This window comes from Streptomyces cucumeris (assembly GCF_024295805.1).
GTDB classification, from domain to species: Bacteria; Actinomycetota; Actinomycetes; order Streptomycetales; family Streptomycetaceae; genus Streptomyces; species Streptomyces cucumeris.
In genome coordinates this window covers 39,541-63,785 of record NZ_JANCLX010000032.1, presented here as the reverse complement: position 1 = coordinate 63,785, position 24,245 = coordinate 39,541, and the positions used below count along the sequence as shown (strand labels likewise).

Sequence of the window (24,245 nt, the reverse complement as noted above, 5' to 3'; positions counted from 1 at the left end):
ACGAGCGCCGGCAGTGATGCCCACACTGCTGGCCTCTTGTATGTGTGCGGCTCCTTTTCGTTTCCGGCCCCCTAACGGATGAGCCGACGGGCGCGACGTCGCGGCTCCGGCGCAGACCTGACAGGCTCGGCGCGGCGGAATCCCCGCTCCGCCCGGGGAGGCATCCGTCCGCCCCGGACGCCCCGTCGAGGACAAGGAAGCGCCGCATGGTCCACATCGCCTCGGACGACCGCTACGACTCCATGCAGTACCAGCGCTGCGGACGCAGCGGAGTGCTGCTGCCGAAGGTCTCGCTCGGTCTGTGGCACAACTTCGGTGACACCCACCCGCTCGGGACACAGCGCGCGGTGCTGCGCCGCGCCGTCGACCTCGGGGTCACCCATATCGACCTGGCCAACAACTACGGCCCGCCGCCCGGCAGCGCCGAGGCCAACTTCGGCACCGTCTTCGCCCAGGACTTCCGCCCCTACCGTGACGAGCTGTTCATCGCCACCAAGGCCGGGTACCTCATGTGGCCCGGCCCGTACGGCGAATGGGGTTCCCGCAAGTACCTCCTCGCCAGCCTCGACCAGTCGCTGTCCCGGATGGGGCTGGACCACGTCGATGTCTTCTACTCCCACCGCTTCGACCCGGACACGCCCCTCGAGGAGACGATGGGCGCGCTCGACAGCGCGGTGCGGCAGGGCAAGGCGCTCTACGCGGGGCTGTCCAACTATCCCCCGGAGGCGATCGACGAGGCGGCCGCGATCCTGACGGAGCTGCGCACCCCGTACCTGATCAACCAGCATCCGTACTCGATGCTCCAGCGCGGGGTCGAGGGTGGGGTGCTGGAGTCCTCGGCGCGGGCGGGTGTCGGCGTCATCGCCTTCTCGCCCCTCGCTCAGGGCCAGCTCACCGACCGCTATCTGCACGGGGTGCCCGCCGACTCCCGGATGGCGCTCGGCCACTTCCTCACCCGGGACGCGCTCACCGAGGAGCGCCTCACCCTGCTGCGCGCGCTCAACAAGCTGGCCGAGGGGCGCGGTCAGACCCTCGCCCAGATGGCACTGGCATGGGTGCTGCGGGACCCACGGGTGGTCTCGGTGCTGATCGGCGCGAGCAGTGTCACCCAGCTCGAGCAGAACGTCGCGGTGCTGGACTCGCCCGGCTTCACCGACGCCGAACTCGCCGAGATCGACCGGCTCTCCGTGGAGGCCGGGGTGGACCTTCCCTGAGGGGCCGGTGCCTCCCCGGCGGACGCACGCCCGCCGGGGAGGCACCGGCGGCTACGGTTCACCCATGAGCGGTGAGACGGGCCTGCGGGAACGCAAGAAGCAGCGGATGTACCGGACGATCTCCGAGACGGCGATCTCGCTGTTCCTCCAGCGGGGGTTCGACGAGGTGTCCGTCGCCGATGTGGCGGCCGCGGCCGAGGTGTCCAAGCCCACCCTGTTCCGCTACTTCGCCTCGAAGGAGGATCTGGCGCTCCACCGGTTCGCCGACCACGAGGACGAGGCGGCCCGGGTGGTGCGGGGTCGGACGGCGGGGGAGGCGCCCCTGGAGGCGCTGCGGCGTCACTTCCTGGACGGACTGGACCGCCACGATCCGGTGACCGGGCTCAACGACGACGCCGAGGTGCTCGCCTTCCACCGGCTGCTGTACGGCACCCCCAGCCTGGTCGCACGGCTCTTCGCGTACACCGGCCGCTCGGAGGACGCGCTCGCCGCGGCCCTCGCGGAGGCGGCTGAGGAGAAGGAGGGACCGGATGACATCACCGCCCGCATCGCCGCGGGCCAGATCATCGCCGTCCAGCGCATCCTGGCCCAGGAGAACTGGCGCCGGGTGGAGGCGGGAGCCACCGCCTGGGGCGTTCACCCGGACGCGGTCACCGCCGCCGAACGTGCCTTCACCATGCTGCGCTCGGGCCTCACTCCCTACGCCTGAGCGTCGCTGCCAACGCCCGATCCGCAGCGCCCTGCCGGGCCGGGATCCGTCTCGGTGACGTTCCCCCGATAAAAAACGTGACCGGGTTAAAAAACTGACTGAGTCACGCTATGCTGGTCCGGTCGAACGGCACGAGGGGGCGGCACAGCCATGACCACGACCGAACAGCACATCCGCGGCGCCGGGCCGGACCGGGGGCTCCCCGCGGACACCGCGGATCCCGCCGACGCGCTCACCGGGCAGCTCGCCGAGGAACGCGCCTACCACGACTCCTGCCGCGCGGCGCTGGACCGGATGGTGCACGGGGCGGGTGACCAGGTCATCACCGGTGAGGACGTGTCGGGCAGCGGCGCGGATGCCGAGGTCCTCGGCCGTCATCTGCGCAGCTACGCCAAGGAGCTGGCCGAGGAGCCGGACACCCCGCTCTTCTTCGGCCGGCTCGACTTCGGCCACGACCCCGAAGCCGGGGACCACCGCGGTCAGCGCTATCACATCGGCCGCCGCCGGATCGTCGAGCACCCCTCGGCACCCCCGATGGTGATCGACTGGCGGGCTCCCGTCTCCCGCGCCTTCTACCAGGCAGGCCCCCGTGACCCCCAGGGCGTGGCGGTCCGCCGCCGCTTCGGATGGGCGCCCTTCAGCCGTGGCGACGCGGAGGACCTCACCGGGATCGAGGACGAGCACCTCACCTCCGGCCGGGCCCGTCAGGATCCCAGCCGGATCGTCACCGGCGAGATCGAGCGCCCGCGCGTGGGGCCGATGCGCGATATCGCCGCCACCATCCAGCCCGAGCAGGACGACCTGGTCCGCGGCGAACTGACCGACTCGGTCTGTGTCCAGGGCGCGCCCGGCACCGGCAAGACCGCCGTCGGCCTGCACCGCGCCGCCTATCTGCTCTACACCCACCCCCAGCGCATCCAGCGCGGTGGCCTTCTGATCCTCGGCCCCAACCGTGCCTTCCTGCGCTATATCGCCGAGGTGCTGCCTGCGCTCGGTGAGGCCGATATCCGTCAGTGCACGCTGGAGGACGAGATCGCCCGCCACCCCGTGGGCGCGACCGACGCCCCGGCCGCCGCGGAGCTCAAGCACGACTCGCGGATGGCGGCCGTGCTCGCCCGCGCGCTCTACGGCCGGGTCGGGCCGCCCGCCGAACCGCTCGCCGTGCCCGACGGCTCCTACCGCCGCCGTATCCCGCTCGATGAACTGGAGCGGATCGTCGAGGAGGTGCGCGCCGCCCGCCCGCCGTACGCGATCGGACGCGAGCGGGTGCGGTCCCGCGCGGTCGGGCTCCTCCAGCGTCAGGCCGAGCGCCGTGCCGGACCGCCGAGCACCGCGTGGCTGCGGCGGATGGAGCGGTCCGCCGCCATGACCGCGTTCGTGAACGGCGTATGGCCCGCCGTGCGCCCGGAGGAGGTGCTGGCCGAGCTGTTCGGCGACGCCGGCGCGCTGGCCCGCGCCGCCGACGGACTGCTCACCGCACAGGAGCAGTCGGCCCTGCTCTGGCGGAAACCACCGCGGTCGTTCAGGAGTGCCCGGTGGTCGGCGGCGGACCTGATACTCCTCGACGAGGTGGCCGGGCTCGTCGAACGACCCGCGGGCTACGGCCATATCGTGGTCGACGAGGCACAGGATCTCTCCGCGATGCAGTGCCGCGCCATCGCCCGCCGCGCCGGATTCGGCTCCCTCACCGTTCTCGGTGATCTCGCGCAGGGCACCACCCCCTGGGCCGCCCGCAGTTGGGCCGAACACCTGGGCCACCTGGGGAAGCCGGAGGCCACCGTGGTGCCGTTGACCACCGGATTCCGGGTCCCCGGGGCCATCGTCGACCTCGCCAACCGCCTCCTGGCCGCGCTTCCGGTCGACGTACCCGTGGCGCGCTCGCTGCGCCGGGACGGAAGCCTGCGGATCCGCCGGACGGCAGGACTCACCGAGGAGGTGGTGGCGACCGTCCGCGGCGCCCTGGAGCGGGACGGTTCGATCGCCGTGATCGCCGCCGCCGCGGACACGGCACGGTTGGCGCAGGCGCTCGAGCGGGCCGGGATCGCGACCGCCGCGGCCGAGGAGCCGGACGGTGTCGCACGCGTCACCGTCCTGCCCGCCATCGTGGCCAAGGGCCTGGAGTACGACCATGTCGTCGTGGCCGAACCCGCGGCCATCGTGGACGCCGAACCCCGCGGTCTCCACCGGCTGTATGTGGTCCTCACCCGGGCCGTCTCCCGGCTCGACGTGCTCCATCACCGCCCGCTGCCGGACGCCCTGCGGTGATCGCGGAAGCGGGTGCCCGGATAGCATGAGCGGTCCGCCCGCGACCGCCCCACCACGCCGTACGGAGACGCACCCTTGGCCACACCACGGATCCCCGTCATCCTCCTCACGGGCTTCCTGGGCTCCGGGAAGACCACCATGCTCAACCATCTGATGCGGGACAGCGCGGGCACCCGCATCGGCGTCATCGTCAATGACTTCGGCAGCGTCAACATCGATGCCCTGGCCGTCGCCGGACAGGTGGACTCGATGATCCCCATCGAGAACGGCTGTCTGTGCTGCGCCGCGGACGCCTCCGAGATCGACGACATGCTCCAGCGGCTCACCGACCCCGCCCTGCGCATCGATGTGGTGGTGATCGAGGCCAGTGGTCTCGCCGAACCCCAGAGCATGATCCGTTCCCTGCTGTCCAGCACCAGTGAGCGGATCGTCTACGGCGGGCTGGTGGAGGTGGTGGACGCCGCGGAGTTCCCCCGTACCCGGGAGCGCCATCCCGAGCTCGACCGTCATGTGCGCGCTGCCGACCTCGTGGTGCTGAACAAGACCGACCGGGTGGGGGAGGAGGAGCGCCGGTCCGTCCTGCGCACGGTCGAGGAGATCGCCCCGGGGGTCCCGGTCCTGACCGCCGAGCACGGCCGGGTCGACCCCGCCCTGCTCTTCGACCACCAGCCCCGCACCACCCCCGAGGAGCGTTTCCGGCAGCTCTCCTTCGCCGATCTGTGCGGCGACGGGGAGGACGATCACAGCCGTCATCTCCACACCGCCTACGAGAGCGTGGAGTTCACCTCCGCCGAACCGCTGAACCCCCGGCGCGTCATGGATGTGCTCGACAGCCGTTCCCCGGGTCTGTACCGCATCAAGGGGTATCTGCACTTCGCGGGCGCCGGGGGTGAATACAAGTACGGGCTGCACGCGGTCGGTTCGTTCCTCCGCTTCCAGCCCGTGCCCTGGGAGCGCGGAGAGCCCCGCACCACCCAGCTGGTGATGATCGGCACCGGTATCAACTCGGACAACCTCGGCAAGCGTTTCGCGGACTGCGTGGAGACCGCCCCCGGTGAGGTCGACGACCGGCAGATGATGGGCGTTCTGCGGTATGTACAGGCCGAGGAGGCCGATAAGTCCGTTGAGCCCGATGGGTCCGACCTGTTCGAGGGAGCCGATATGACTGGCGGAATTTCGTCGGTCTAGGAAATTACCTGCGCTGCGGCACGCAACTCTCAGGCGATCACAGCAGTCCTGATGGGTGTCTATGAGGTAAACGCTTGCCAATGAGCAGGAGGATGTGTGCGCCCCCGTTCCCTTTCCACCGTTGCGCGCTGCGCGACGGTGGTCGCACTCGTGACCACCCCCGCCATCTTTGCCGCCCCCTCTGCCGGCGCCGCCGGCTCCACCCGTGCCGCCGCGGCCGCCACCAGCCAGGACGCTGACTTCAACAAGGACGGATTCGCCGACCTGGCCGTCTCCGCGCCCGGCGGCACGGTGGCCGGCAAGGCCAAGGCGGGTTACGTCGCGGTCGTCTACGGCTCCGCTTCCGGCGCCGACACCGGCCACCGGCAGATCATCGGCCAGGACGCCGCGGGCGTCCCCGGGAACCCGGCGGCCGACGCCCGGTTCGGACAGCGCACGGTCGCCCGTGACTTCGACGGCGACGGCTACACCGATCTCGCGGTCCAGTCCAGCAACAAACCGGACGTCACCGTCCTGTGGGGTTCGGCCAACGGTCTCACCAGCGGCACCGAACTGCCCAAGGGCGACGGTGACAACTTCGGCACCAGCATCATCGCCGGAGGTGACATCAACGGTGACGGCCACGCCGACCTGATCGACCTCACCCAGGTCGGCACCGCCCCGGATGCCACGACCGCCCTGCGCGTCCGGTTCGGTCCGTTCACCCGCGACGGCGCCGCCGCCTCCGAGGCCACCGCCGACACCGGGGAGATCGACGCGCCCACCAGCCTGACCACGGGCGATGTCACCGGAGACGGCAAGGACGACGTCGTCACCACCCATGCCTTCGAGGAGATGTCCCAGGCCACCCTGTTCTGGAAGGGCGGCGGCAACGGCCTGACCAAGTCCTCCGCCCGGCTCGACCACGGCGCCTCGGCGGCCATCGGCGATGTCGACAAGGACGGCCACGCCGATCTGGTGATGCGCACGGTGCCGGACAACGTCGTGGAGAACCTGCCGTACGACCACGGCACCATCAAGGTCCTCTACGGCACCGCGTCCGGTCCGAGCACCACCCGCACCAAGGTGATCGACCAGAACACCCCGGGCGTGCCGGGCGTCAACGAGGACGGTGACCAGTTCGGTTACGAGCTGAGCGCCGGTGACGCCAACGGCGACGGCTACGCGGACATCGCCGTCGGCATCCCCTACGAGGACATCGACAGCGGCAAGGACGCGGGCAGCGTCGTCCAGCTCTACGGCGGCTCGGGCGGTCTGTCCGGCACCGGTGCCCAGGCCTTCACCCAGGACACCGCCGGTGTTCCGGGTGCCGGTGAGGCGGGCGACCGCTTCGGTGCCGCGGTGCGCCTCGGCGACACCAACGGCGACCGCAAGGCCGACCTGGCCGTGGGCGCCCCCGATGAGGACGGCACCCAGACCTCCAGCGGTGCCGCCTGGGTCCTGCGTGGCCAGCCCGGTGGCCTCACCACCGACGGCGCGGTCTCCTTCGGCCCCGCCGCGCTCGGCGGCGCCGAGCCCGGCGCGGTCCTGGGCACCGAGTTCCAGCGCTGAGCCACGCGCCTCGCGCTCAGCCCTCCCCGGCACCCTCCGGCCCGTCGGCCCGCTCGCGCGGGCCGGCGGGATCCGGTTCCTCGCCCGGGGAGGGCAGCGGGAGCAGCACCCGGAAAGTGCAGCCCGCGCCGGGAGCGGTGTCGAGATCCACCCGTCCGCCGTGCGCGGAGACCAGCGAGTGGACGATCGCCAGACCCAGCCCGGAACCACCGCCCGTCGTGCGGCTTCGGGAGTCGTCGGCGCGGTAGAACCGTTCGAAGACCCGCTGCCGGTCCTCCGGGGACAGCCCGGGGCCGTGGTCGGCCACCTCCAGCACGGCGTAGGCGCCGTCGGTGCCCACCCCGATGCGGACGGGGGTACCGGAGGGGGAGTGCGCCACCGCGTTGCCGACCAGATTGGTGACCACCTGCCGCAGCCGCGCCTCGTCGGCCAGTGCGGGGGCGCTCGCCGGGCGGCCACCGCCGGGCCCGGTGAGGGTCACGTCGCGGGTCGCGTCCAGAGCGCGTACGTCGTGCAGGGCGTCGGCCGCGAGGGTGCGCAGATCCATCGGGGCCAGCTCCAGCGGGAAGGCGAGCGGCTGGTGGGCGTCGGCCGCGGAGCGGTGGGCGTCCTCGTCCAGCCGGGCCAGCAGCAGCATGTCCTCCACGAGCTGGGTGAGGCGTTCGGACTCCTCGGCGATCCGCCGCATGGTGTGGTCGATGTCCTGACGGGCCGGCAGGGCCCCCATCCGGTACAGATCCGTATAGCCCTTGATGCCGACGAGCGGGGTGCGCAGTTCATGGCTGCCGTCGGCGAAGAAACGCCGCATCCGTGCCTCGGCCTCCGCCCGGGCGCGGAAGGCGGTGTCGATCCGGGCGAGCATCTGGTTCAGATACTCGGTGAGCCGGCCCACCTCGGTGTGCGGACCCGCCAGTTCGGGGATCCGCCGGGAGTAGTCGCCCGCGGCGATCGCCGCCGTGGTCTCCTGGATCCGGGTCAGCGGGCGCAGTCCGGAGCGGACCGCGAACCACCCGGCCACCGCGAGCGCCGCGACCAGCCCGGCTCCGGCGGTGAGCGAGACGTTCCGGGTCCGGGTGACGGTGGCGTCGACCGCGTCCAGGGACGACGCCACGATCACGCTCCCGGAGCTCTTCGCGGCGCCCACGGGTCCGACGGTCGCCAACAGCCCGACACGCGGTTCGGCCCGGGGCACGGTGATGACCCGCCACGTGTGGTCGCCGTGGTGCGCGCGCACCGTGAACGGACGCCCGTCGGTGGCCAGGACGGCCGCGCGGTCCAGCCGGGGGAGCACCGGGCCGCCGCCGGGCGGTGCCGCGCTCGCGCCGAACGCCTGGTCCGGGACGCCCCGGTCGTTCACATACGTCACCGTCGTCTCCTCGAAGAAGCTGAGGAGCCGCACACTGTGCGGGGTGTCCGCGGGAGGGGCCAGCCGTGCGGCGATCCCGGCCGTCAGCGTGAGCCGGGAGTCCATCCGGTCCTGGAGGTAGCCGTGCAGTGTGGTGCTGACGACCACACCCGCCGCCAGCAGACCCACCGCCACCAGGGCCGTGGACAGACACAGCAGACGCGTGCGCAACGACAGCCGGGACAGCGCCCGTCCCACCCGCGTCACGTGCGGCCGCCCTGCTTCCTCGGTCCGCGGATGACGTATCCCACGCCGTGCACCGTGTGCAGGAGTTTGGGCTCCACCTGGTCGATCTTCCGCCGCAGATAGCTGATGTAGGTGTCGACGATGCTCGGGTCACCGCCGAAGTCGTAGGCCCATACGTTCTCCAGGATCTGTCCCTTCGACATCGTCCGCCCGGCGTTGGTCATCAGGAAGTGCAGCAGCCGGAACTCGGTCGGCGACAGCCGGACCGGCTCCCCGGCCCGGGTCACCAGATGCCCCTCCGGCTCCAGCTCCAGATCGGCCACGACGAGACGGGCGGGCGGTTCGCCCTTGGTCCGGCGCAGGACCGCCTGGATCCGCGCGATCAGCTCCTCCAGGTCGAACGGCTTGGTGACGTAGTCGTCGCCACCCAGCCGCAGCCCGTTGACCTTGTCCGCCGCGGTGTCGCGCGCGGTGAGGAACAGCACCGGGACGGCGCCGCCGTGCCCCGGGCCGGAAGGCCGTGGCTGGGCGCGCAGCCTGCGGATCACCTCGAAACCGTCCATGTCCGGCAGCATGATGTCCAGCAGGACCAGATCGGGGGGCCGGTGGGCCGCCATGTCCAGCGCCTCCCGTCCGTTCGCCGCGGCGTCGACGTCGAACCCCGCGTACCGCAGCGCGGCGGGCAGCAGTTCGCGGACGGTCGGTTCGTCGTCGACGACGAGGAGATGAGCCCGGGGAACCGCGGTGTGCCGCGGGTCTGTCGCTTCTGCCATGGTCTGGGGTGCCGCCTCGGGAGACTGGGGGCCGGATCTGTTCAGCACGGCGCGGGGTGGTCAGGACGCCGAGTCGGCACTGCCCCGCGGGCGGTGACCGGAAGCGCGGGCGGCCACGGGCCTCGCGGGAGCGTCGGGCCGCGCCGGGCCCGGGCGCGCGGTGCGGGTTCCGTGGAGCCGGCTCCCCCAGTATGCCGCGAGCCCGGCGAGGACGAGGCCGCTGAGCCCGGCAAGCCCCACCGCGCCGTCGAGACCGCCGGTGACACCGCGCAGCTCCCTGCCCATGACACTCACACCGATCCGGAAGGACGCCCCGGAGGCCAGGGCGAGGAGCATCGCCGCAGCACAGACGGCGAACCCCGTCCGCAGCGCGATCTCCAGATGGCGGCTCAGCGGCGCGTTGGCCTCCTCGCGCGCGGTACGTGCCGGAGTGCGCGCCGCGGCCAGCCGGCCGGTGAGCACCAGGGCCGCGACGAGCACGAGCAACCCGATGAGCCACAGCGGAACCCCGGCCACCGCCCGGTCGGCCACGGCCGCGGTCCGGTCGGTGCGCCCGCCGTCGCTCGGTGCTCCCTGCCCGATCGTGCCCAGCAGCCCGCCGAGTTCCCCCTGCTGGCGGTGGACGGCCGCCTCCCACGACGAGCCCAGACCGGAGGTGAGCGCGACGGCCGACAGATTGGGCCCGGCCAGCAGCAGTGACCCGGCGGCCCTGGCCGCGCGGTCCCATCCGGCCAGTGCCGCGCCGCCCGCCAGCGCCCCGACCGCCAGGGGCAGCACGCACAGGGTGGTCACCACACCGGACAGCGCCGAGGCAACCGGGTGCCACTTCAGCCGCAGCCGGCTCATGGCCAGGGGCGTCGGCAGCGTCGTCCTGCGCGCCGCCACACAGCCGACCCCGAGGAGCACCGCCACGCCGAGCACCCCGAGGAGCCCCGCCATCGCGGGATCGGCCTCGAAGCGCATCGAGCGCAGCGCGGACGTACCGCCGTCCCCGAACCGCAGCAGCGCACGCCGCCCGGAACCGTCACCGAGCTCGTCCGTCACACCGTCCGGCAGCCGGAGCGTGCCCCGGGCCAGCATGGCCAGCGACGGGAACAGCACCGCGGCGGTGCCGAGCGCACCGCAGAGGCGGGCCACCAGCAGCGCCGGGGCCGGACGGGGGCGTGAACGCAGTGGCCGGAAGAAGCCGTACCCCAGCACCACCGCCCCCAGGACCGTCAGCCCGAGCGGTATCGCCGCCGCCTCGCCCGCCATCTCCACGCTCAGTCCATCGGTGAGCCCGCCCAGGCGACCGCCGCCGTCCCCGAGCGGTACCGGGGAGCCGGAGCCGAGGGTGATCCCGCTGCCCACGGCCATGCTGGTGACCGCCCAGGTGAGCCGGGACACCGGGGCGAGGTCACCGGCGCCCAGCGCGAGCAGCGCCAGATACGCGGTGGCCGCCATCACCGCACCGGCCACGAGGACGGCGAGCGCGCCTTCGAGCGCATGGCGCGCGGTGCCACCGGGCCGTGCGGCCGCGGACTGGGACGCTGTCGACATCACTGATCCTTCCTTTCGCACTGCCGGTGGATCAGGAACCGAGCCGGACCGGATCGGCCGATGCGCCCGGGGAGGTGTCATCCGGTGCGGCCTTCTCGTGGCCGCCCAGCGAGGTGCCCTCCACATCGATGTCCGGAACCCAGCGGTCCAGCCAGCGGGGGAGCCACCACGCCCGGTGGCCGAGCAGTGCGAGTACCGCCGGTACGAGGGTCATCCGGACGATGAAGGCGTCCAGGAAGACCGCCACGGCCAGGCCGAAGCCGATGGTCTTCACCATCAGTTCGTCCGATCCCATGAACGCGGCGAAGACCGAGATCATGATGATGGCCGCCGCCGTGACGACACGCGCCCCGAGATCGAATCCGGTGGTGATGGCCGCGAGCGGTGACTGTCCGCCGACGTACGCCTCCCGCATCCGGGTCACCAGGAACACCTCGTAGTCCATGGCCAGTCCGAACACCACACCGACCACGAAGATCGGCGTGAGCGACACCACGGGCCCCGGCTCGGACACCCCGAACAGCTCGGCGCACCAGCCCCACTGGAAGACCGCGACGACCGCGCCCAGCGCAGCGATGATGGACAGGACGAAGCCCAGCGCGGCCTTGAGCGGGACGAGCAGCGAACGGAAGACGGCGATCAGCAGCAACAGCGCCAGGCCCGCCACGAGCGAGAGATAGGGGACCAGGGCGTCGGCCAGTTTCCGGGAGACGTCGATGTTCATGGCGGTGGTGCCGGACACCATGATCCGCGCGTCGCTGTCGGCCTCCAGGCCGGGTTCGCGCAGCGCGTGGACCAGGTCGGTCGTCTGCTCACTGCTCGGCGCGGAGGCGGGGACCACGCTGAGCACGGCGGTGTCGCCGGAGTCGTCGAAGCGGGGCGGATTGACCCGGGCGACGCCGTCCATCCGCTGGATCCGGGCGGTGGCGCGCTCCGCGGCGGCCGTGGCACTCCCGTCGCCGTCGGGCTGTACGACCAGCAGCAGCGGACCGTTGAAGCCCGGCCCGAACTCCTGCGACAGCAGGTCATACGCCCGGCGCTGGGTGGTGGACGTCGGCTGGCTGCCGTCGTCGGGCAGGTCCAGCTCCAGGGAGGCGGCGGGCACCGCCACGGTGAGCAGGGCGGCCACGCCCACGACGAGGACCGCCAGCGGACGCCGCGTGACGAAGCGGGCCCAGCGCACGCCCATCCCGGGCCGTGACACCGCACCCGTGCCATCCGCCGCATCCGCGTCAGCCGCACCGGACGCATCGGCGGCACCGGACTCATCGGTGGCCTTGGCGCGGCGGCCACGGCGCGGCCCGGCGGGCCGGATCCGGCGCCCCGCGATGCCCAGCAGCGCCGGGACAAGAGTGAGGGCGACGAGGACGGCGAGCGCGACGGTACCGGCCGCGGCCAGTCCCATCTGTGTCAGCACGGGGATGTGCACCACGCTCAGACCGACCAGCGCGATCACCACGGTGAGTCCGGCGAACACCACCGCGGACCCGGCCGTGCCCAGGGCCCGTCCGGCCGCCTCCTCCCGGCCCCTGCCCTCCGCGAGCTCCGCGCGGTACCGGGAGACGACGAACAGGGCGTAGTCGATACCGACGGCCAGGCCCAGCATGGTGGCGAGCACGGAGGTGGTGGAGCCCAGGTCGAGCGCGCTGGACAGCGCCTTGATGACACTCGTGCCGATGCCCACCCCCAACAGGGCGGTGAACAGCGGCAGTCCGGCCGCGATCAGCGCGCCGAAGGTGATGACCAGGACCACCGCGGCCACGCCGAGGCCGATGGCTTCCGAGGCATGGCCTTCCGCGGTGGTGGACAGCGCGTTGCCGCCCACCTCGACCGTGAGCGAGGACGACCGGGCCTCCTCCACGGTGGCCAGCAGCGCGCTGCGCGCGTCCTCCTCCACCTCCGAACTGGACACCTCATAGGTGACCTGGGCGTAGGCGGTGGAGCCGTCCTTGCTCACCGCCTTGGTGGCGAAGGGGTCGGTCACCTGGCCGACCTGAGGGTCCTTCCCCAGCGCCCGGACCGTTTCACCGATGGCCCGCTTGGTGTGCGGCTCGGTCACCGGGCCGTCATCACTCCTGAACACCACTCGTGCCGTGGCCGCGTTGGCGTTCTGCCCGGGAAACCGCTCGTCGAGCAGGTCATAGGCGCGCTGCGCCTCGGTGCCGGGCATGGAGTAGTCGGTGTGCGGCGCCGCGGGGGCCTGGGCGGCCAGCACACCGGCGAGGACCAGCAGACCGGTCCACAGGACGGTGACGTACCACCGCCTTCGGAAGGAGAAGCGGCCCAGCGCGGACAGGAAAGTGGCCACAGTGATGGCTCCCGGTCGGATCGTGGCTCAACGGGGCGCAGAGCGGGAGCCCGGTCCGGACCGTGGTCCGGGTCTGTCGCGGCGCCGTGCCGTCGCCGGACCCGTCGTCCGCTCTGTCCCCGGAGCCTGACAGTCGCCGTCGGCCACTTCCGGAGAGTTCCTGGGAGCTTTCTGAGAGGTCCGTCGCCGGAGGGCGCCGGTTCACCGGTCACCGTGCGCCCGGTCACCTCCGTGGCCCTCTGTCCTCACAGGGAATTCCCAGGAATCGCCCGCGCGCGGACGCCATCCGGTGTGTCCGCGCGCGGGGTGTCCCTCACCAGCGGTGGTGCACCTGGGCGCGGATCCGCCGGTCGTAGAGCGCGCCGACGGCGTCCAGCGTGGTCTGCGGGAGCGGGGGCAGCGCCGCGGCCCGCGCGTTGGCCCGCGCCTGCTCCGGAGAGCGTGCGCCCGGGATGACCGAGGTGACGCCCGGCTGCTGGACGATCCAGCGCAGTGCCGTCTGGGCGGCCGTGGCCCCCTCGGGAGCCAGCTCCCCGAACTCGACGGCCGCCTCGACGCCCTCCTCGTAGTCCACGCCCGAGAATGTCTCGCCCTGGTCGAACTGCTCACCGTGGCGGTTGAACGAACGGTGGTCATCGGCGGCGAACACGGTGTCCCTGGTGTACTTCCCGGACAGCAGACCGGACGCCAGCGGCACCCGGGCGATGATCCCCACCCCGGCCTCACGCGCCGCCGGAATCACCTGCTCCAGCGGCTTCAGCCGGAACGGGTTGAGGATGATCTGCACACTTGCCGTACCCGGCCGGGCGATGGCCGCCAGCGCCTCGTCGCAGGTCTCCACGCTCACCCCGTACGCCGCGATGCGTTCCTCCGCCACCAGGGTGTCCAGCGCGTCGAACACCGCGTCGGAGGAGTGCACCGGGGTGGGCGGACAGTGGAGCTGCACCAGATCGAGGACCTCCACCCCGAGGTTCGCCCGGGAACGGTCGGTCCACGCGCGGAAGTTGTCCAGCGTGTACGCCTCCTCCACGTGTGGGTCGGCCCGCCGCCCCATCTTCGTCGCCACGAAGATCCCGGCGTCCGGACGGTCGCGCAGGAACCGCCCGATGAGCTGCTCGCTGCGTCCGTCCCCGTACACATCGGCGGTGTCGAAGAACGTCACACCCGCCTCGACGGCCGCGTCCAGCACGGATCGCGCGTCCGCCTCGGTGACATCGCCCCAGCCGGCGCCCAGCTGCCAGGTGCCCAGTCCGACGACGGAGACCTTCCGGCCGGTGCGGCCGCACACTCGCTGCTCCATGAACCCTCTTCCTCTGAACGGTGCGGACCGTCAACGCTACCTCCGCCGGGACCCGGTCAAAGCCCCCCAAGAGTTTGTCAAGTACCTACAAAAACATCATGTGAGCTGGGGCGATTGCTGTCGGGGTACCTGGCAAGTAGGGTGTGCGCCATGTCAGCTCTCAACGTGGAATTCAGCGATCGGGAACTTGAGGACCTCCGCGAGATCGCCAAGGAGCGCGGCACCACGATGAAGGCCCTCGTCCGGGAGGCGACCGTGGCCGACATCGCCCGGCACCGAGCCCTCCAGGAAGGCGCCGAGGTCTTCCGCCGGTTCTTCGCGGACAACGCCGACGCCTTCGCCGACGCGTTCCCCGAGGATGAACACGGCCGGGGACGGGCCGCCTGACCGATGGCCCCCCTTCTGCACATCGATGTGCCATGGCTGCTCCAGCGGCATGAGGAAGTCCTGCCCGAACAGCCCGCCATCTCGGACTTCTCCGGGCTGGTCGCCGCCGTGGCCCGCCACCGCGTCGATCCGCCCCGGCTGGGCGTCGATCCCGACCCGGCGTGGCGGGCCGCCGCCCTGCTGCACACGCTGGCCACGCTCAGGCCGCTGCCGGCGAGCAACGCACGGTTCGCCAGCGCCACCGCGGTCGCCTATATGCACGCCTCGGGGGAGGGCATCGACCCGCCGTACGGTGCGCTGATCGACCTGGTGCGGGACATCCTCTCCAGCAAGGCCGATGTGTTCGACGCGGCGGGCCGCATCCGCTCCTGGCGCATCTGACCCCGGCGCGCCGCCGTCCGGCGGCCGGGGCTCAGCGGAAGATCCCGGTGTGGCCGAGGGAGTAGCGGCCGGGCTGCGGATAGACCGCCAGTCCGTGCGGGCCGCCCCCGACCGGGATCCGGGCGCGCAGCTTTCCGGTGCGGGTGTCGATCGCGTACACCTCGGCGTTGTACCGGCCCGAGAGCCACAGCACCTTGCCGTCGGCGGAGAGCCCGCCCATGTCGGGGCTGCCGCCACCGGGCAGCCGCCACCGGTCGACCAGCTTCCCGGAGTCGAAGGAGAGCACCGAGATGGTGCCCTCGCCCCGGTTGGAGATGTACATCCTGCGCGAGTCCCGGCTGACGTACAGCCCGTGGGTGCCCTTGCCGGTGGACAGCAGCCGCGGACGGCTGAAGGTGTCGCCGTTGAGCACCCACACCCCGTTCGCCACCATGTCGGCCACGTACCACTTCCGGCCGTCCGGTGAGATCTTGACGTCCTGCGGCATCGCGCCCGCCACCGGCAGCCGCTGCTGTCCGACCACCTTCATCCGCGCGGTGTCCACCTTCAGCAGTTCGCCGGAGAACTCGCAGGAGACGATGAAGTAGCGTCCGTCGGGGGAGAAGTCGGCGTGGTTGACGCCGTAGCAGCTCACCGGCAGCGCCTTGACCACCCGCATGGTGTGCGCGTCCCGGAACACCAACTGCCGGTCCTTGGAGGCCATCACCACCGCGTGCTTGCCGTCCGGGGTGAAGTAGAGGTTGTACGGGTCGTGGACGTCCACCGTACGCCCGGCCCGGCCGGTCGCGGGGTCGATCGGGGTGAGGGTGTTGCCCAGGTCGTTGTTGACCCACAGCGTCTTCAGGTCCCAGGAGGGGACCACATGCTGCGGCTGGTGGCCCACCGGGATCGTACGGATCACCTTGAAGGTCTTGGGGTCGATGACACTCACGGTGTCCGACAGGGTGTTGGGCACGTACACCCGCGACGGGAAGCGCTTGACCGCCTCGGCCAGCCTGCCCGGCCGGTCGGCGGCGTAGAGGTCGTGGGGATCCAGCGGTGCGGGCATGCCCGGCAACAGCTTGGCGCGGGCGGCCTTCTCCGCCGCGGCCGAGGGGTGTGAGGCGCGGCCGGCCCGGGGCGTCTCCCGGTCCCGTCCGTGCTCACTGGTGGAGGCGCAGGCCGGGACCGCGGCGGAGCACAGCAGCAGGGCCACGGCGGCCCGGACCACGGCGCTGCGGCGCGCGGGGGAGCGGTGGGTCGGGCCACTGGCCACGGTGTCCTCCAGCGGGAACTCCGGCGGAACGAGCGGACTGCGGCCGCTGTCCGGAGCACGGTGGGCCGTGCGCCCAGGCTGTCACCGCCTCCAGCCACCGGCACCCGCCGACGTCCAAGCAGGTGAGGGGCGTACCACCGGTGGCCGAAGGGGTTTCCCGGCAGCCCGGGAGGCACCGGACACACGGTGCGTACATTCGTGTGCACCTCCGCATATTCCGGCGCCCGCGGGGGATTCGGGGGTCATGACAAAGCCCTGCCTCCCGACGGGCATCCGGGCCTGCCTGTTCGATCTCGACGGGGTGCTGACCCGGACCGCCGTGGTGCACGCGGCGGCGTGGAAGCAGATGTTCGACGCCTTCCTGGAGCGCCGCGACGGCCCCTCCTTCCGCCCCTTCGACCGGGCGGCCGACTACGACGAGTACGTGGACGGCCGTCCGCGCGCCGACGGTGTCCGCACCTTCCTGGCCTCCCGGGGCATCGATCTCCCCGAGGGCGCCCCGGACGACCCGCCGGACCGGGACACCGTGAACGGTCTCGGCAACCGCAAGAACATCCTGGTCCTGGCCAGGATCCGGGAAGAAGGCGTCGAGGCGTATCCCGGTTCGGTGCGGTTCGCCGAGGCGGTGCGTGACGCCGGGCTGCGCACCGCGGTGGTCTCCTCCAGCGCCAACTGCCGCGACGTACTGATCGCCGCCGGGATCGAGCACCTCTTCGAGGTGCGGATCGACGGAGTGGTCGCCGCCGAGCGCGCGCTGCCGGGCAAACCCCATCCCGACACCTTCCTCGAGGCCGCCCGTGAACTGGACACCGTCCCCGGCGCGGCCGCCGTCTTCGAGGACGCGCTCGCGGGCATGGAAGCCGGGCGCGCAGGCCGGTTCGGCCAGGTGATCGGCGTGGACCGGGTGGGTCAGGCCGACGCGCTGCGCCGCCACGGCGCTGACATCGTGGTCCAGGACCTCGCAGAACTGCTGGAGGGGGACGCCTCGTGATCACCGACTCCTCGTACGCCGTCGATCCCTGGCTGATGCGCGAGACCGAGCTGCACCTGGATGTGCTGCCGCAGAGCGAATCGCTCTTCGCGCTGTCCAACGGGCACGTCGGCTGGCGCGCCAACCTCGACGAGGGCGAACCCCACGGACTGCCCGGCTCCTACCTCAACGGGGTGTACGAGCGGCGTCCGCTGCCCTACGCCGAGGCCGGATACGGCTACCCCGAGGCCGGCCAGACCATGATCAACATCACCAACGGCAAGATCATCCGGTTGCTGGTGGACGACGAGCCCTTCGACCTGCGCTACGGACGGCTGCGCTCCCACGAACGCGTCCTCGATCTGCGCGGCGGGGTGCTGCACCGCGAGTGCGAGTGGAGCTCGCCCTCCGGCACCGGTGTCCGGGTGCGCTCCACCCGGCTGGTCTCCCTCACCCAGCGGGCCATCGCCGCCGTCGCCTACGAGGTGGAGGCGCTGGACGCCCGGGTCCGTGTGGTCGTCCAGTCCGAGCTGGTCGCCAATGAACAGCTGCCCAGTCATGCGGGCGACCCCCGGGTGGCCCAGGCGCTGGAGTCCCCGCTGCTGCCCGAGGAACACGCCGCCAACGACCGGAAGCTCCGGCTGATCCACTGCACCGACGCCAGCCGGCTGCGGGTCGCGGCCGCCGCCGACCACCTGATCACCGGTCCGGCGCCGACCCGCCACTCCAGCGAGAGCAGCGACGACGTGGCCCGGCTGACGGTGACCTCGGTCCTCGAACCCGGCGAGGTCCTGCGGCTGGAGAAACTGGTCGCCTACGGCTGGTCGAGCGTGCGCTCCCTGCCCGCCGTACGCGACCAGGTCGAAGCGGCCCTGGCCGGGGCCATCAGCACCGGCTGGGACGGACTGGTCCGACAGCAGCGCGCCTGGCTGGAGGACTTCTGGGACCGCGCCGACGTGGAGGTCGAGGGCGACGCCGAGATCCAGCAGGCGGTCCGCTTCGCCCTCTTCCACGTCCTCCAGGCGGGCGCCCGCGCCGAGGAACGCGCCATCCCCGCCAAGGGCCTGACCGGTTCCGGCTACGACGGACACTCCTTCTGGGACACCGACACCTTCGTACTGCCCCTGCTCACCTACACCTTCCCCGAGTCCGTGGCGGAGGCGCTGCGCTGGCGCCAGTCCACCCTGACCGCGGCCCGTGACCGGGCCCGTCAGCTCGGCCACACCGGTGCCGCCTTCCCCTGGCGCACCATCGACGGCTCCGAATGCTCCGCCTACTGGCCCGCCGGTACGGCGGCCTTCCACGTCAACGCCGATGTCGCCGACGCCGTGGTGCGCTACGTGGCCGCCACCGGCGACGAGGAGTTCGAACGGGAGACCGGTGTGGAGCTGCTGGTGGAGACCGCCCGGCTGTGGCGCTCGCTGGGCCACCACGACCACCACGGCCGCTTCCATATCGACGGGGTGACCGGCCCCGACGAGTACAGCGCCCTCGGCGACGACAACGTCTACACCAACCTCATGGCCCAGTCGAACCTGCGGGCCGCGGCGGACGTGGTGGAGCGCCACCCCGCCAAGGGTGCGGAGCTGGGCGTCGACGACGAGGAGGCCGCCGCCTGGCGGGACGCCGCCGAGTCCATCACCATCCCCTACAACAAGACCCTCGGTGTGCATGAACAGCACACCGGATTCACCGGCCACCAGGAGTGGGACTTCCACAACACCCGCCCCGACGACTACCCGTTGATGCTCCACTTCCCCTACTTCGAGCTCTACCGCAGACAGGTGGTCAAACAGGCCGACCTGGTGCTGGCGATGTATCTGCGCGGCGAGTGCTTCACCGAGGAGCAGAAGGCCCGCAACTTCGCCTACTACGAGCCGCTGACCGTCCGCGACTCCTCGCTGTCCGCCTGCTGCCAGGCCGTCATCGCGGCCGAGGTGGGCCATCTGCGCCTGGCCTACGACTACTTGGGCGAGGCGGCGCTGATGGATCTGAAGGACCTGGAGCACAACACCCGCGACGGACTGCACATCGCCTCGCTCGCGGGCACCTGGATCGCCCTGGTCGCCGGGTTCGGCGGGATGCGCCACATCGCGGGCAGCCTTGAGTTCGCGCCCAAACTGCCGGAGAAGCTGGCCCGTCTCGCCTTCACCGTGCAAGTGCTGCGACGGCGGCTGAGGGTGGAGATCACCACCACCTCCGTCACCTACTCCCTCGTCGAGGGCGCCCCGCTGGAGATCCGGCACTACGGCGAGGCCATCACCGTCTCCGACAAGTCGCCCAAGACCTGTGAGATCCCCGAGCACACCGCCCGCCCCGAACCCCGCCAGCCCCCCGGCCGCCGGCCCGACCGCCGGTCCTGAGCGGAACCGGTGACGGTGGAGAAGGGCAGCGAACACGCGACGGCCGGAAGGGGAGTGCGATGGATCCGCTGACCGCCCTGGACCGCATCGCGTTCCTGCTGGAACGCGCCCAGGCGCCCACCTACCGCGTACGCGCGTTCCGCACCGCCGAGGCCCTGCTGTCCGAGCTGTCCCCGGAGGAGGTTCGGCGCAGGGCCGGGGCGAACACCCTCACCTCGCTCAAGGGGATCGGCCCCAAGACCTCGCAGGTGGTGCGGGAAGCGGTGCGTGGCGAGGTCCCGGCGTACCTGGCCGGCCTGGAGGCCGAGGACGAGGAGAACGCCCGGGAGCCCGACCCGGCGGCGGCCGCGTTGCGCGCCGCGCTGCGCGGTGACTGCCACCTCCACTCCGACTGGTCCGACGGCGGCTCCCCGATCGAGCTGATGGCGCGTACGGCGGCGCGCCTCGGCCATGAGTGGGCGGTGCTGACCGACCACTCACCCCGGCTGACGGTGGCGGGCGGCCTGTCGGCGGAGCGGCTGCGCGCACAGCTCGACGTGGTGGACGGGCTGCGCACGAGCCTGGCCCCGTTCCGGCTGCTCACCGGTATCGAGGTCGACATCCTCCCGGACGGCTCCCTCGACCAGGAGCCGGACCTGCTCGGGCGGCTGGACGTGGTCGTCGCCTCGGTCCACTCCAAGCTGCGGATGGACGCCCTGCCCATGACCCGCCGGATGGTGGCCGCGGTCCGCAATCCGCATGTCGACGTGCTGGGCCACTGCACCGGACGGCTGCTCGACGGCAAACGTCCGGAGTCCGTGTTCGATCCGGCCGAGGTCTTCGGCGCCTGCGCGGAGTCGGGCACCGCCGTGGAGATCAACTGCCGCCCCGAACGGCTGGATCCGCCGCGACGGCTGCTCCGTGAAGCCGTCGCGGCGGGCACCTTCTTCTCCATCGACACCGACGCCCACGCGCCCGGCCAGCTCGACTGGCAGATCAACGGATGCATCCGCGCGGTGGAGTGCGAGGTGCCCGCGGAACGTGTCATCACCACCTGGACCGAACGGCAGCTCCTGGAATGGACGCGGACCCGCAAGGCGCCGCGTCGCACCGCCGCCCGCCGTACGGCCGGTGGAGACTGACCGCCGGGGATCCCGCCTCGTCGCCGCCCTCAGCCCCGGGGGCCCGCGGGATCGAGCACCGCCTCGATGTCGATCGTGAGGTCGACCATGTCGCTGACCACCACACCGCCGCGGTCCACGGTGTCGTTCCAGGACACGCCGAAGTCCTGCCGGTTGATCCGGGCGGTGGCGACGAAGCCCGCGCGGCGCCGCGGTCCGAGGTCCTGGTCCCCTTCCCACCAGGGCGTGTCCCACTGCCCCAGATAGGTCACCCGCAGCGGTACGGGACGGGTGACCCCGCGCACGGTGAGCTCCCCGTCCACATCGAACTCGGTCTCGCTGAGCTGGGTGACACCGGTACCCGAGTAGGTCCACGTCGGATGGTTCTCGACGTCGAAGAAGTCCGCGCTGCGCAGATGCGCGTCGCGCTGCGGCTGGCCGGTGTACACCTCGGTGGCGTCGATCGTCGCCCCCACCCGGGCGTTCTCCGGCTTCTCCGGGTCCACCTCCAGGAACCCCTCGATGTTCTTGAGCTGCCCGCGCACATACGTGACCATCATGTGGCGTGCGGTGAATTCGGCGCCCGTATGACCGGGCTCGAAGAACCACCTGGTGACTGCCATATCCACTTCCTGACGTGTGATCGGCTCCGGTCCGCCCCGGACCGATCATGCGTCAGACGCGGTGGACCGTCCCGGCGGGCCATACGCGAAATGCACGGTGAGTTCACCTATTTGCCGTAAGTCATCACATCACCCACTCCGATCGGGCTACCGTGAATCCGTGGCGCACGCCCGTCCGTGGCGGGGCGCACCGGGGGGACGTATGACGGACATGACGGGGCTCAGCGACACCACCATCGAGCGGATCCTCACGATGGTCGACGCGTCCGCGCTCGCCGTCGCGGAGGAGGAGCACGAGGAGCTCTTCGACGAGTTCGCGGAGGAGCTGCGCGCCGGACGCCGGGTGCCGGGCGCGGGGGAGTTCTTCGACGACACCAGCGGGGCACCGGCGGTCGACACCCATGTGTATCTGGCCATCGGGCTGTCCGTGCTCGGCCAGATCGCCTTCAAGGTGCTGTCGACGGCGACCGACATGGCCATCGAGCGCGGCCTGCGGGACGCCATCGGCTATCTCACCCGGTGTCTGCGCGGTGGCGATGACGGTGAGGGTGACGACAGCGGGGAGGAGGGCACGGCGGCGCTCGCCCACCGGGTGACGGTCGAGCTGAGGCTGCCCCCGGAGGTGGACCCGGAGACGGTACGGGCCGTCGTGCGGATCCAGGCGGAAGCAGTCGTCCGCGCCGCGTCAGCGCCACCCGGTGCCGGGCCGTCGCGCTGTCCCGAGCCGTCGGGCGCCTCCGGACCCGAACCGGAAACCGAGCCGTCGGACGGTGGGAACGGGCCTCGGTAGCGCCCACCGTGGCCACCGGATCCCCGGTCGTCCGACTGCGCCGGGCCGAGCGGGTGTGCTGGCTGATCCTCCTGGGCCCGGTGTGCGCCGCGCCCGCCACCGGCGCCAGTGTGACGGTCACCGGCGACGACGCGCTGAGCGTGCCCGCGGCGATCGGCGGGACGGCGCTGCTCACCGTCCTGGTCCTCGCGTTCTTCCTCGCCCCGCTGATCAACGAGTGGCGTTCGGACTCCCTGAGCGGCCGTGAGGCGGACGAGAGGCTGACCGGGATCGACTGGACGTCGAAGGGCTGGAAGCGCGTCCGGGACACCTTTCACGCGGCCGGGCTGGACACCGCACGGCTCCATGCCGTGTCCAGCTGGTCCCCGGACTCGGGGCTCAAGGTGGTGCACATCCCGCAGCCCTCACCGGGCCTCCTCGGCCGGATGGAGGACTGGGGGGCCCGGCTCCAGCGCCGCAAGTCCGTGTGGGTGGTGGGTGCCGCCGCCGGTTTCGCCGTCGCCCTGCTGGGAGACCGGCTGGACCCGTCGGTCGATGACGACGCCCTCCTCGTCCCCCTTCTGGTGACGGCCGTGGCCATCGTCGCCGCGGCGGGTGTCTTCGTCTACCACGCCTTCTCCCTCAACGTCCGCAGGCCCACGGTCCACGTCATCATTCCCCGGAGCTGGCGGGCGCTGCTGCGGACGCCGGTCGGGGCGGTGCTGCTCCGTCATGAGATCTCCCACCTGCGCCACGGGGATCCGATGCGGCGCCGCTATCTGCGCCACGTACCGGCGGCGGGAAAGCTCGCCGTGTGGTTCGACTCCGTGGCGGCCCTCGCCGTCACCCCGATGGAGACCTCCGGTCAGACCCTCGTCTCCCTGACGGTCTTCACATCCGCCCTCACCGGTGGTCTCTACGCCAACAGCCGGGCCCGCCGGCTGATGGTGACGCTGATGGAGATGCGCGCGGACGCCGAGGCACTGGCCCACGACCCGGAGTCGGCCGGTCTCGTCGCCACCTTCCTGGCCCGTCAGCAGGACCGGAACCCCACCCCGCAGAAGGCCGCCCGGCTGCGCGCCCTCACCCCCGGACGAGCCGGAGGGCCTCCGGCTCCCTACTCCCGGGCGGTCGCCGCCGCCTGGGTCTTCGCGGTGGCCACCGGTGTTCCCGCGCTCGGACTGTGGACCGGAGTCCTGGACGGAGTGCCCTCCTGAGAGCGGCCAGGGGGTACCGTCCGACGCAGGGGTGCCGGCGAGGTGGCGGGTGACGGAGGTGCGGGTCATGAGCGGGACGGCTGAGTCCGGTGGCGGCCGACGGGAGGAGCCGGAGGACCGACGGGTGCCCACGGAGCCCGAGGGCGGCGACCCGGCCTGCTGGCTGGACCGTGTCTGCCCCACCTGCGGCGCGTTCCAGGACACCGTTCCCCATGACCGCTGCGCACGCTGTGGAGCGGCCGCCGGCACCGGCTGAACCCGTCGGCTACGAGTCCTCCGCGGTCCCCAGCCGTTCGGTCGGTCCGCCGAACGCCAGGTGTGTGGTCCGGGAGGCGAGCAGCCAGCGCCCCGCCACCGCGCGGAACCTGTCCTCGTAGTGCCCCACGTTCGAGGGCACCCGCGGTGGGACGATGCCCTCCCGGTAGCCGTCGACCCGGTAGGTGGCGAAGTAGGACGTGGCGCGGGCCGTGGTCGCGGAATGCACCGTGACCGCGATGTTGGAGGTCAGACGGCGCGAGAGCCGGTCCGCCGGGCGGGAGCCGAAGTACGCCCCGAGCGCCTCGCGTCCCTCCACGCGCCGGTCCCCGGCGGGCCACTCCCACACGCCGTCCTCCGTGAACAGCTCCGCCACCGAACTCGGATCACCGAGATCGAGCCGGTGCAGAAAGTCGATGATCAGGCGTTCACAGGCCCGTTCGGCGAGCAGCCGGTCCAGCGGGCCGAGATCTCGGTCATCCATGGT

General features: G+C 71.9%; 21 protein-coding genes. 13 read left to right on the top strand and 8 right to left on the bottom strand.

Going from position 1 to position 24,245, the window contains the following annotated elements:
* Positions 1 to 206 precede the first annotated feature (206 nt).
* From NMK44_RS33110 to NMK44_RS33090, 5 genes are all read left to right on the top strand, one after another.
* Positions 207 to 1,214 (top strand): aldo/keto reductase, encoded by a 1,008-nt coding sequence (locus NMK44_RS33110; protein ID WP_254750073.1) that lies wholly within the window; start codon positions 207 to 209, stop codon positions 1,212 to 1,214.
* A 64-nt stretch (positions 1,215 to 1,278) separates the two neighbouring features.
* On the top strand, positions 1,279 to 1,923 hold the full coding sequence (locus NMK44_RS33105) for a TetR/AcrR family transcriptional regulator (protein ID WP_254750071.1): 645 nt from the start codon (positions 1,279 to 1,281) through the stop codon (positions 1,921 to 1,923).
* 150 nt (positions 1,924 to 2,073) lie between these two features.
* Positions 2,074 to 4,188 (top strand): HelD family protein, encoded by a 2,115-nt coding sequence (locus NMK44_RS33100; protein WP_374215376.1) that lies wholly within the window; start codon positions 2,074 to 2,076, stop codon positions 4,186 to 4,188.
* 75 nt (positions 4,189 to 4,263) lie between these two features.
* Positions 4,264 to 5,376: a CobW family GTP-binding protein gene (locus NMK44_RS33095; protein WP_254750069.1), complete on the top strand. Its 1,113-nt coding sequence runs from the start codon at positions 4,264 to 4,266 to the stop codon at positions 5,374 to 5,376.
* A gap of 150 nt (positions 5,377 to 5,526) precedes the next feature.
* Complete coding sequence (locus tag NMK44_RS33090; protein WP_254750067.1) at positions 5,527 to 6,927, top strand: FG-GAP-like repeat-containing protein; 1,401 nt, start codon at positions 5,527 to 5,529, stop codon at positions 6,925 to 6,927.
* Between the two features lie 16 nt (positions 6,928 to 6,943).
* Here the strand turns inward: NMK44_RS33090 and NMK44_RS33085 are convergent, their stop codons facing one another.
* From NMK44_RS33085 to NMK44_RS33065, 5 genes are all read right to left on the bottom strand, one after another.
* On the bottom strand, positions 6,944 to 8,539 hold the full coding sequence (locus NMK44_RS33085) for a sensor histidine kinase (protein ID WP_254750065.1): 1,596 nt from the start codon (positions 8,537 to 8,539) through the stop codon (positions 6,944 to 6,946).
* Positions 8,536 to 9,291, bottom strand: coding sequence for a response regulator transcription factor (locus NMK44_RS33080; protein WP_254750063.1), 756 nt, complete (start codon positions 9,289 to 9,291; stop codon positions 8,536 to 8,538). Before NMK44_RS33080 ends, NMK44_RS33085 begins: the two co-directional genes overlap by 4 nt.
* 60 nt (positions 9,292 to 9,351) lie before the next feature.
* Positions 9,352 to 10,830: a streptophobe family protein gene (locus tag NMK44_RS33075; protein ID WP_254750061.1), complete on the bottom strand. Its 1,479-nt coding sequence runs from the start codon at positions 10,828 to 10,830 to the stop codon at positions 9,352 to 9,354.
* Between the two features lie 31 nt (positions 10,831 to 10,861).
* Complete coding sequence (locus tag NMK44_RS33070; RefSeq protein WP_254750059.1) at positions 10,862 to 13,138, bottom strand: MMPL family transporter; 2,277 nt, start codon at positions 13,136 to 13,138, stop codon at positions 10,862 to 10,864.
* A gap of 313 nt (positions 13,139 to 13,451) precedes the next feature.
* Positions 13,452 to 14,438 (bottom strand): aldo/keto reductase, encoded by a 987-nt coding sequence (locus tag NMK44_RS33065; RefSeq protein WP_254750057.1) that lies wholly within the window; start codon positions 14,436 to 14,438, stop codon positions 13,452 to 13,454.
* 150 nt (positions 14,439 to 14,588) lie between these two features.
* On the opposite strand from NMK44_RS33065, the gene NMK44_RS33060 reads away from it, so the two are divergent.
* Both NMK44_RS33060 and NMK44_RS33055 read left to right on the top strand, forming a co-directional pair.
* On the top strand, positions 14,589 to 14,825 hold the full coding sequence (locus NMK44_RS33060; RefSeq protein ID WP_254750055.1) for a hypothetical protein: 237 nt from the start codon (positions 14,589 to 14,591) through the stop codon (positions 14,823 to 14,825).
* A gap of 3 nt (positions 14,826 to 14,828) precedes the next feature.
* A complete protein-coding gene (locus tag NMK44_RS33055; RefSeq protein ID WP_201878155.1) occupies positions 14,829 to 15,206 on the top strand; it encodes a toxin Doc in 378 nt (125 codons plus the stop codon).
* Positions 15,207 to 15,237: 31 nt separating this feature from the next.
* Here NMK44_RS33055 and NMK44_RS33050 read toward each other — a convergent pair whose 3' ends face one another.
* The gene (locus tag NMK44_RS33050) at positions 15,238 to 16,461 is read right to left on the bottom strand and encodes a YncE family protein (protein WP_254750054.1); all 1,224 of its coding nucleotides are present in this window, start codon (positions 16,459 to 16,461) and stop codon (positions 15,238 to 15,240) included.
* 244 nt (positions 16,462 to 16,705) lie between these two features.
* Between NMK44_RS33050 and NMK44_RS33045 the strand changes: the two genes are divergently transcribed.
* The 3 genes from NMK44_RS33045 to NMK44_RS33035 are packed head-to-tail and all read left to right on the top strand — an operon-like array spanning position 16,706 to position 20,915.
* Complete coding sequence (locus NMK44_RS33045; protein ID WP_254750052.1) at positions 16,706 to 17,452, top strand: HAD family hydrolase; 747 nt, start codon at positions 16,706 to 16,708, stop codon at positions 17,450 to 17,452.
* A complete protein-coding gene (locus tag NMK44_RS33040; protein WP_254750050.1) occupies positions 17,449 to 19,794 on the top strand; it encodes a glycoside hydrolase family 65 protein in 2,346 nt (781 codons plus the stop codon). The genes NMK44_RS33045 and NMK44_RS33040 overlap by 4 nt, the downstream gene beginning before the upstream one ends.
* A 59-nt stretch (positions 19,795 to 19,853) precedes the next feature.
* Positions 19,854 to 20,915 (top strand): PHP domain-containing protein, encoded by a 1,062-nt coding sequence (locus NMK44_RS33035; protein ID WP_254750048.1) that lies wholly within the window; start codon positions 19,854 to 19,856, stop codon positions 20,913 to 20,915.
* Positions 20,916 to 20,944: 29 nt separating this feature from the next.
* On the opposite strand, the gene NMK44_RS33030 is transcribed toward NMK44_RS33035, so the two are convergent.
* The gene (locus NMK44_RS33030) at positions 20,945 to 21,517 is read right to left on the bottom strand and encodes a YceI family protein (RefSeq protein ID WP_254750046.1); all 573 of its coding nucleotides are present in this window, start codon (positions 21,515 to 21,517) and stop codon (positions 20,945 to 20,947) included.
* Positions 21,518 to 21,719: 202 nt separating this feature from the next.
* Here NMK44_RS33030 and NMK44_RS33025 point away from each other — a divergent pair, with 202 nt between their 5' ends.
* The 3 genes from NMK44_RS33025 to NMK44_RS33015 all read left to right on the top strand — a co-directional run bounded on the left by NMK44_RS33025 (position 21,720) and on the right by NMK44_RS33015 (position 23,759).
* A complete protein-coding gene (locus NMK44_RS33025) occupies positions 21,720 to 22,307 on the top strand; it encodes a hypothetical protein (protein ID WP_254750044.1) in 588 nt (195 codons plus the stop codon).
* A gap of 8 nt (positions 22,308 to 22,315) precedes the next feature.
* Positions 22,316 to 23,503: a hypothetical protein gene (locus NMK44_RS33020; protein ID WP_254750042.1), complete on the top strand. Its 1,188-nt coding sequence runs from the start codon at positions 22,316 to 22,318 to the stop codon at positions 23,501 to 23,503.
* A gap of 67 nt (positions 23,504 to 23,570) precedes the next feature.
* Complete coding sequence (locus NMK44_RS33015; protein WP_254750040.1) at positions 23,571 to 23,759, top strand: DUF8122 domain-containing protein; 189 nt, start codon at positions 23,571 to 23,573, stop codon at positions 23,757 to 23,759.
* A 9-nt stretch (positions 23,760 to 23,768) separates the two neighbouring features.
* On the opposite strand, the gene NMK44_RS33010 is transcribed toward NMK44_RS33015, so the two are convergent.
* Complete coding sequence (locus tag NMK44_RS33010) at positions 23,769 to 24,242, bottom strand: nuclear transport factor 2 family protein (RefSeq protein WP_254750038.1); 474 nt, start codon at positions 24,240 to 24,242, stop codon at positions 23,769 to 23,771.
* Positions 24,243 to 24,245 lie beyond the last annotated feature (3 nt).

Excerpts from the sequence above, each read along its gene's own strand:
- NMK44_RS33110 (WP_254750073.1), top strand. The coding sequence starts at position 207 with ATGGTCCACATCGCCTCGGACGACCGCTACGACTCCATGCAGTACCAG.
- NMK44_RS33105 (WP_254750071.1), top strand. The coding sequence starts at position 1,279 with ATGAGCGGTGAGACGGGCCTGCGGGAACGCAAGAAGCAGCGGATGTAC.
- NMK44_RS33100 (WP_374215376.1), top strand. The coding sequence starts at position 2,074 with ATGACCACGACCGAACAGCACATCCGCGGCGCCGGGCCGGACCGGGGG.
- NMK44_RS33080 (WP_254750063.1), bottom strand. The coding sequence starts at position 9,291 with ATGGCAGAAGCGACAGACCCGCGGCACACCGCGGTTCCCCGGGCTCAT.
- NMK44_RS33075 (WP_254750061.1), bottom strand. The coding sequence starts at position 10,830 with ATGTCGACAGCGTCCCAGTCCGCGGCCGCACGGCCCGGTGGCACCGCG.
- NMK44_RS33065 (WP_254750057.1), bottom strand. The coding sequence starts at position 14,438 with ATGGAGCAGCGAGTGTGCGGCCGCACCGGCCGGAAGGTCTCCGTCGTC.
- NMK44_RS33060 (WP_254750055.1), top strand. The coding sequence starts at position 14,589 with ATGTCAGCTCTCAACGTGGAATTCAGCGATCGGGAACTTGAGGACCTC.
- NMK44_RS33055 (WP_201878155.1), top strand. The coding sequence starts at position 14,829 with ATGGCCCCCCTTCTGCACATCGATGTGCCATGGCTGCTCCAGCGGCAT.
- NMK44_RS33045 (WP_254750052.1), top strand. The coding sequence starts at position 16,706 with ATGACAAAGCCCTGCCTCCCGACGGGCATCCGGGCCTGCCTGTTCGAT.
- NMK44_RS33035 (WP_254750048.1), top strand. The coding sequence starts at position 19,854 with ATGGATCCGCTGACCGCCCTGGACCGCATCGCGTTCCTGCTGGAACGC.
- NMK44_RS33030 (WP_254750046.1), bottom strand. The coding sequence starts at position 21,517 with ATGGCAGTCACCAGGTGGTTCTTCGAGCCCGGTCATACGGGCGCCGAA.
- NMK44_RS33025 (WP_254750044.1), top strand. The coding sequence starts at position 21,720 with ATGACGGACATGACGGGGCTCAGCGACACCACCATCGAGCGGATCCTC.
- NMK44_RS33015 (WP_254750040.1), top strand. The coding sequence starts at position 23,571 with ATGAGCGGGACGGCTGAGTCCGGTGGCGGCCGACGGGAGGAGCCGGAG.
- NMK44_RS33010 (WP_254750038.1), bottom strand. The coding sequence starts at position 24,242 with ATGGATGACCGAGATCTCGGCCCGCTGGACCGGCTGCTCGCCGAACGG.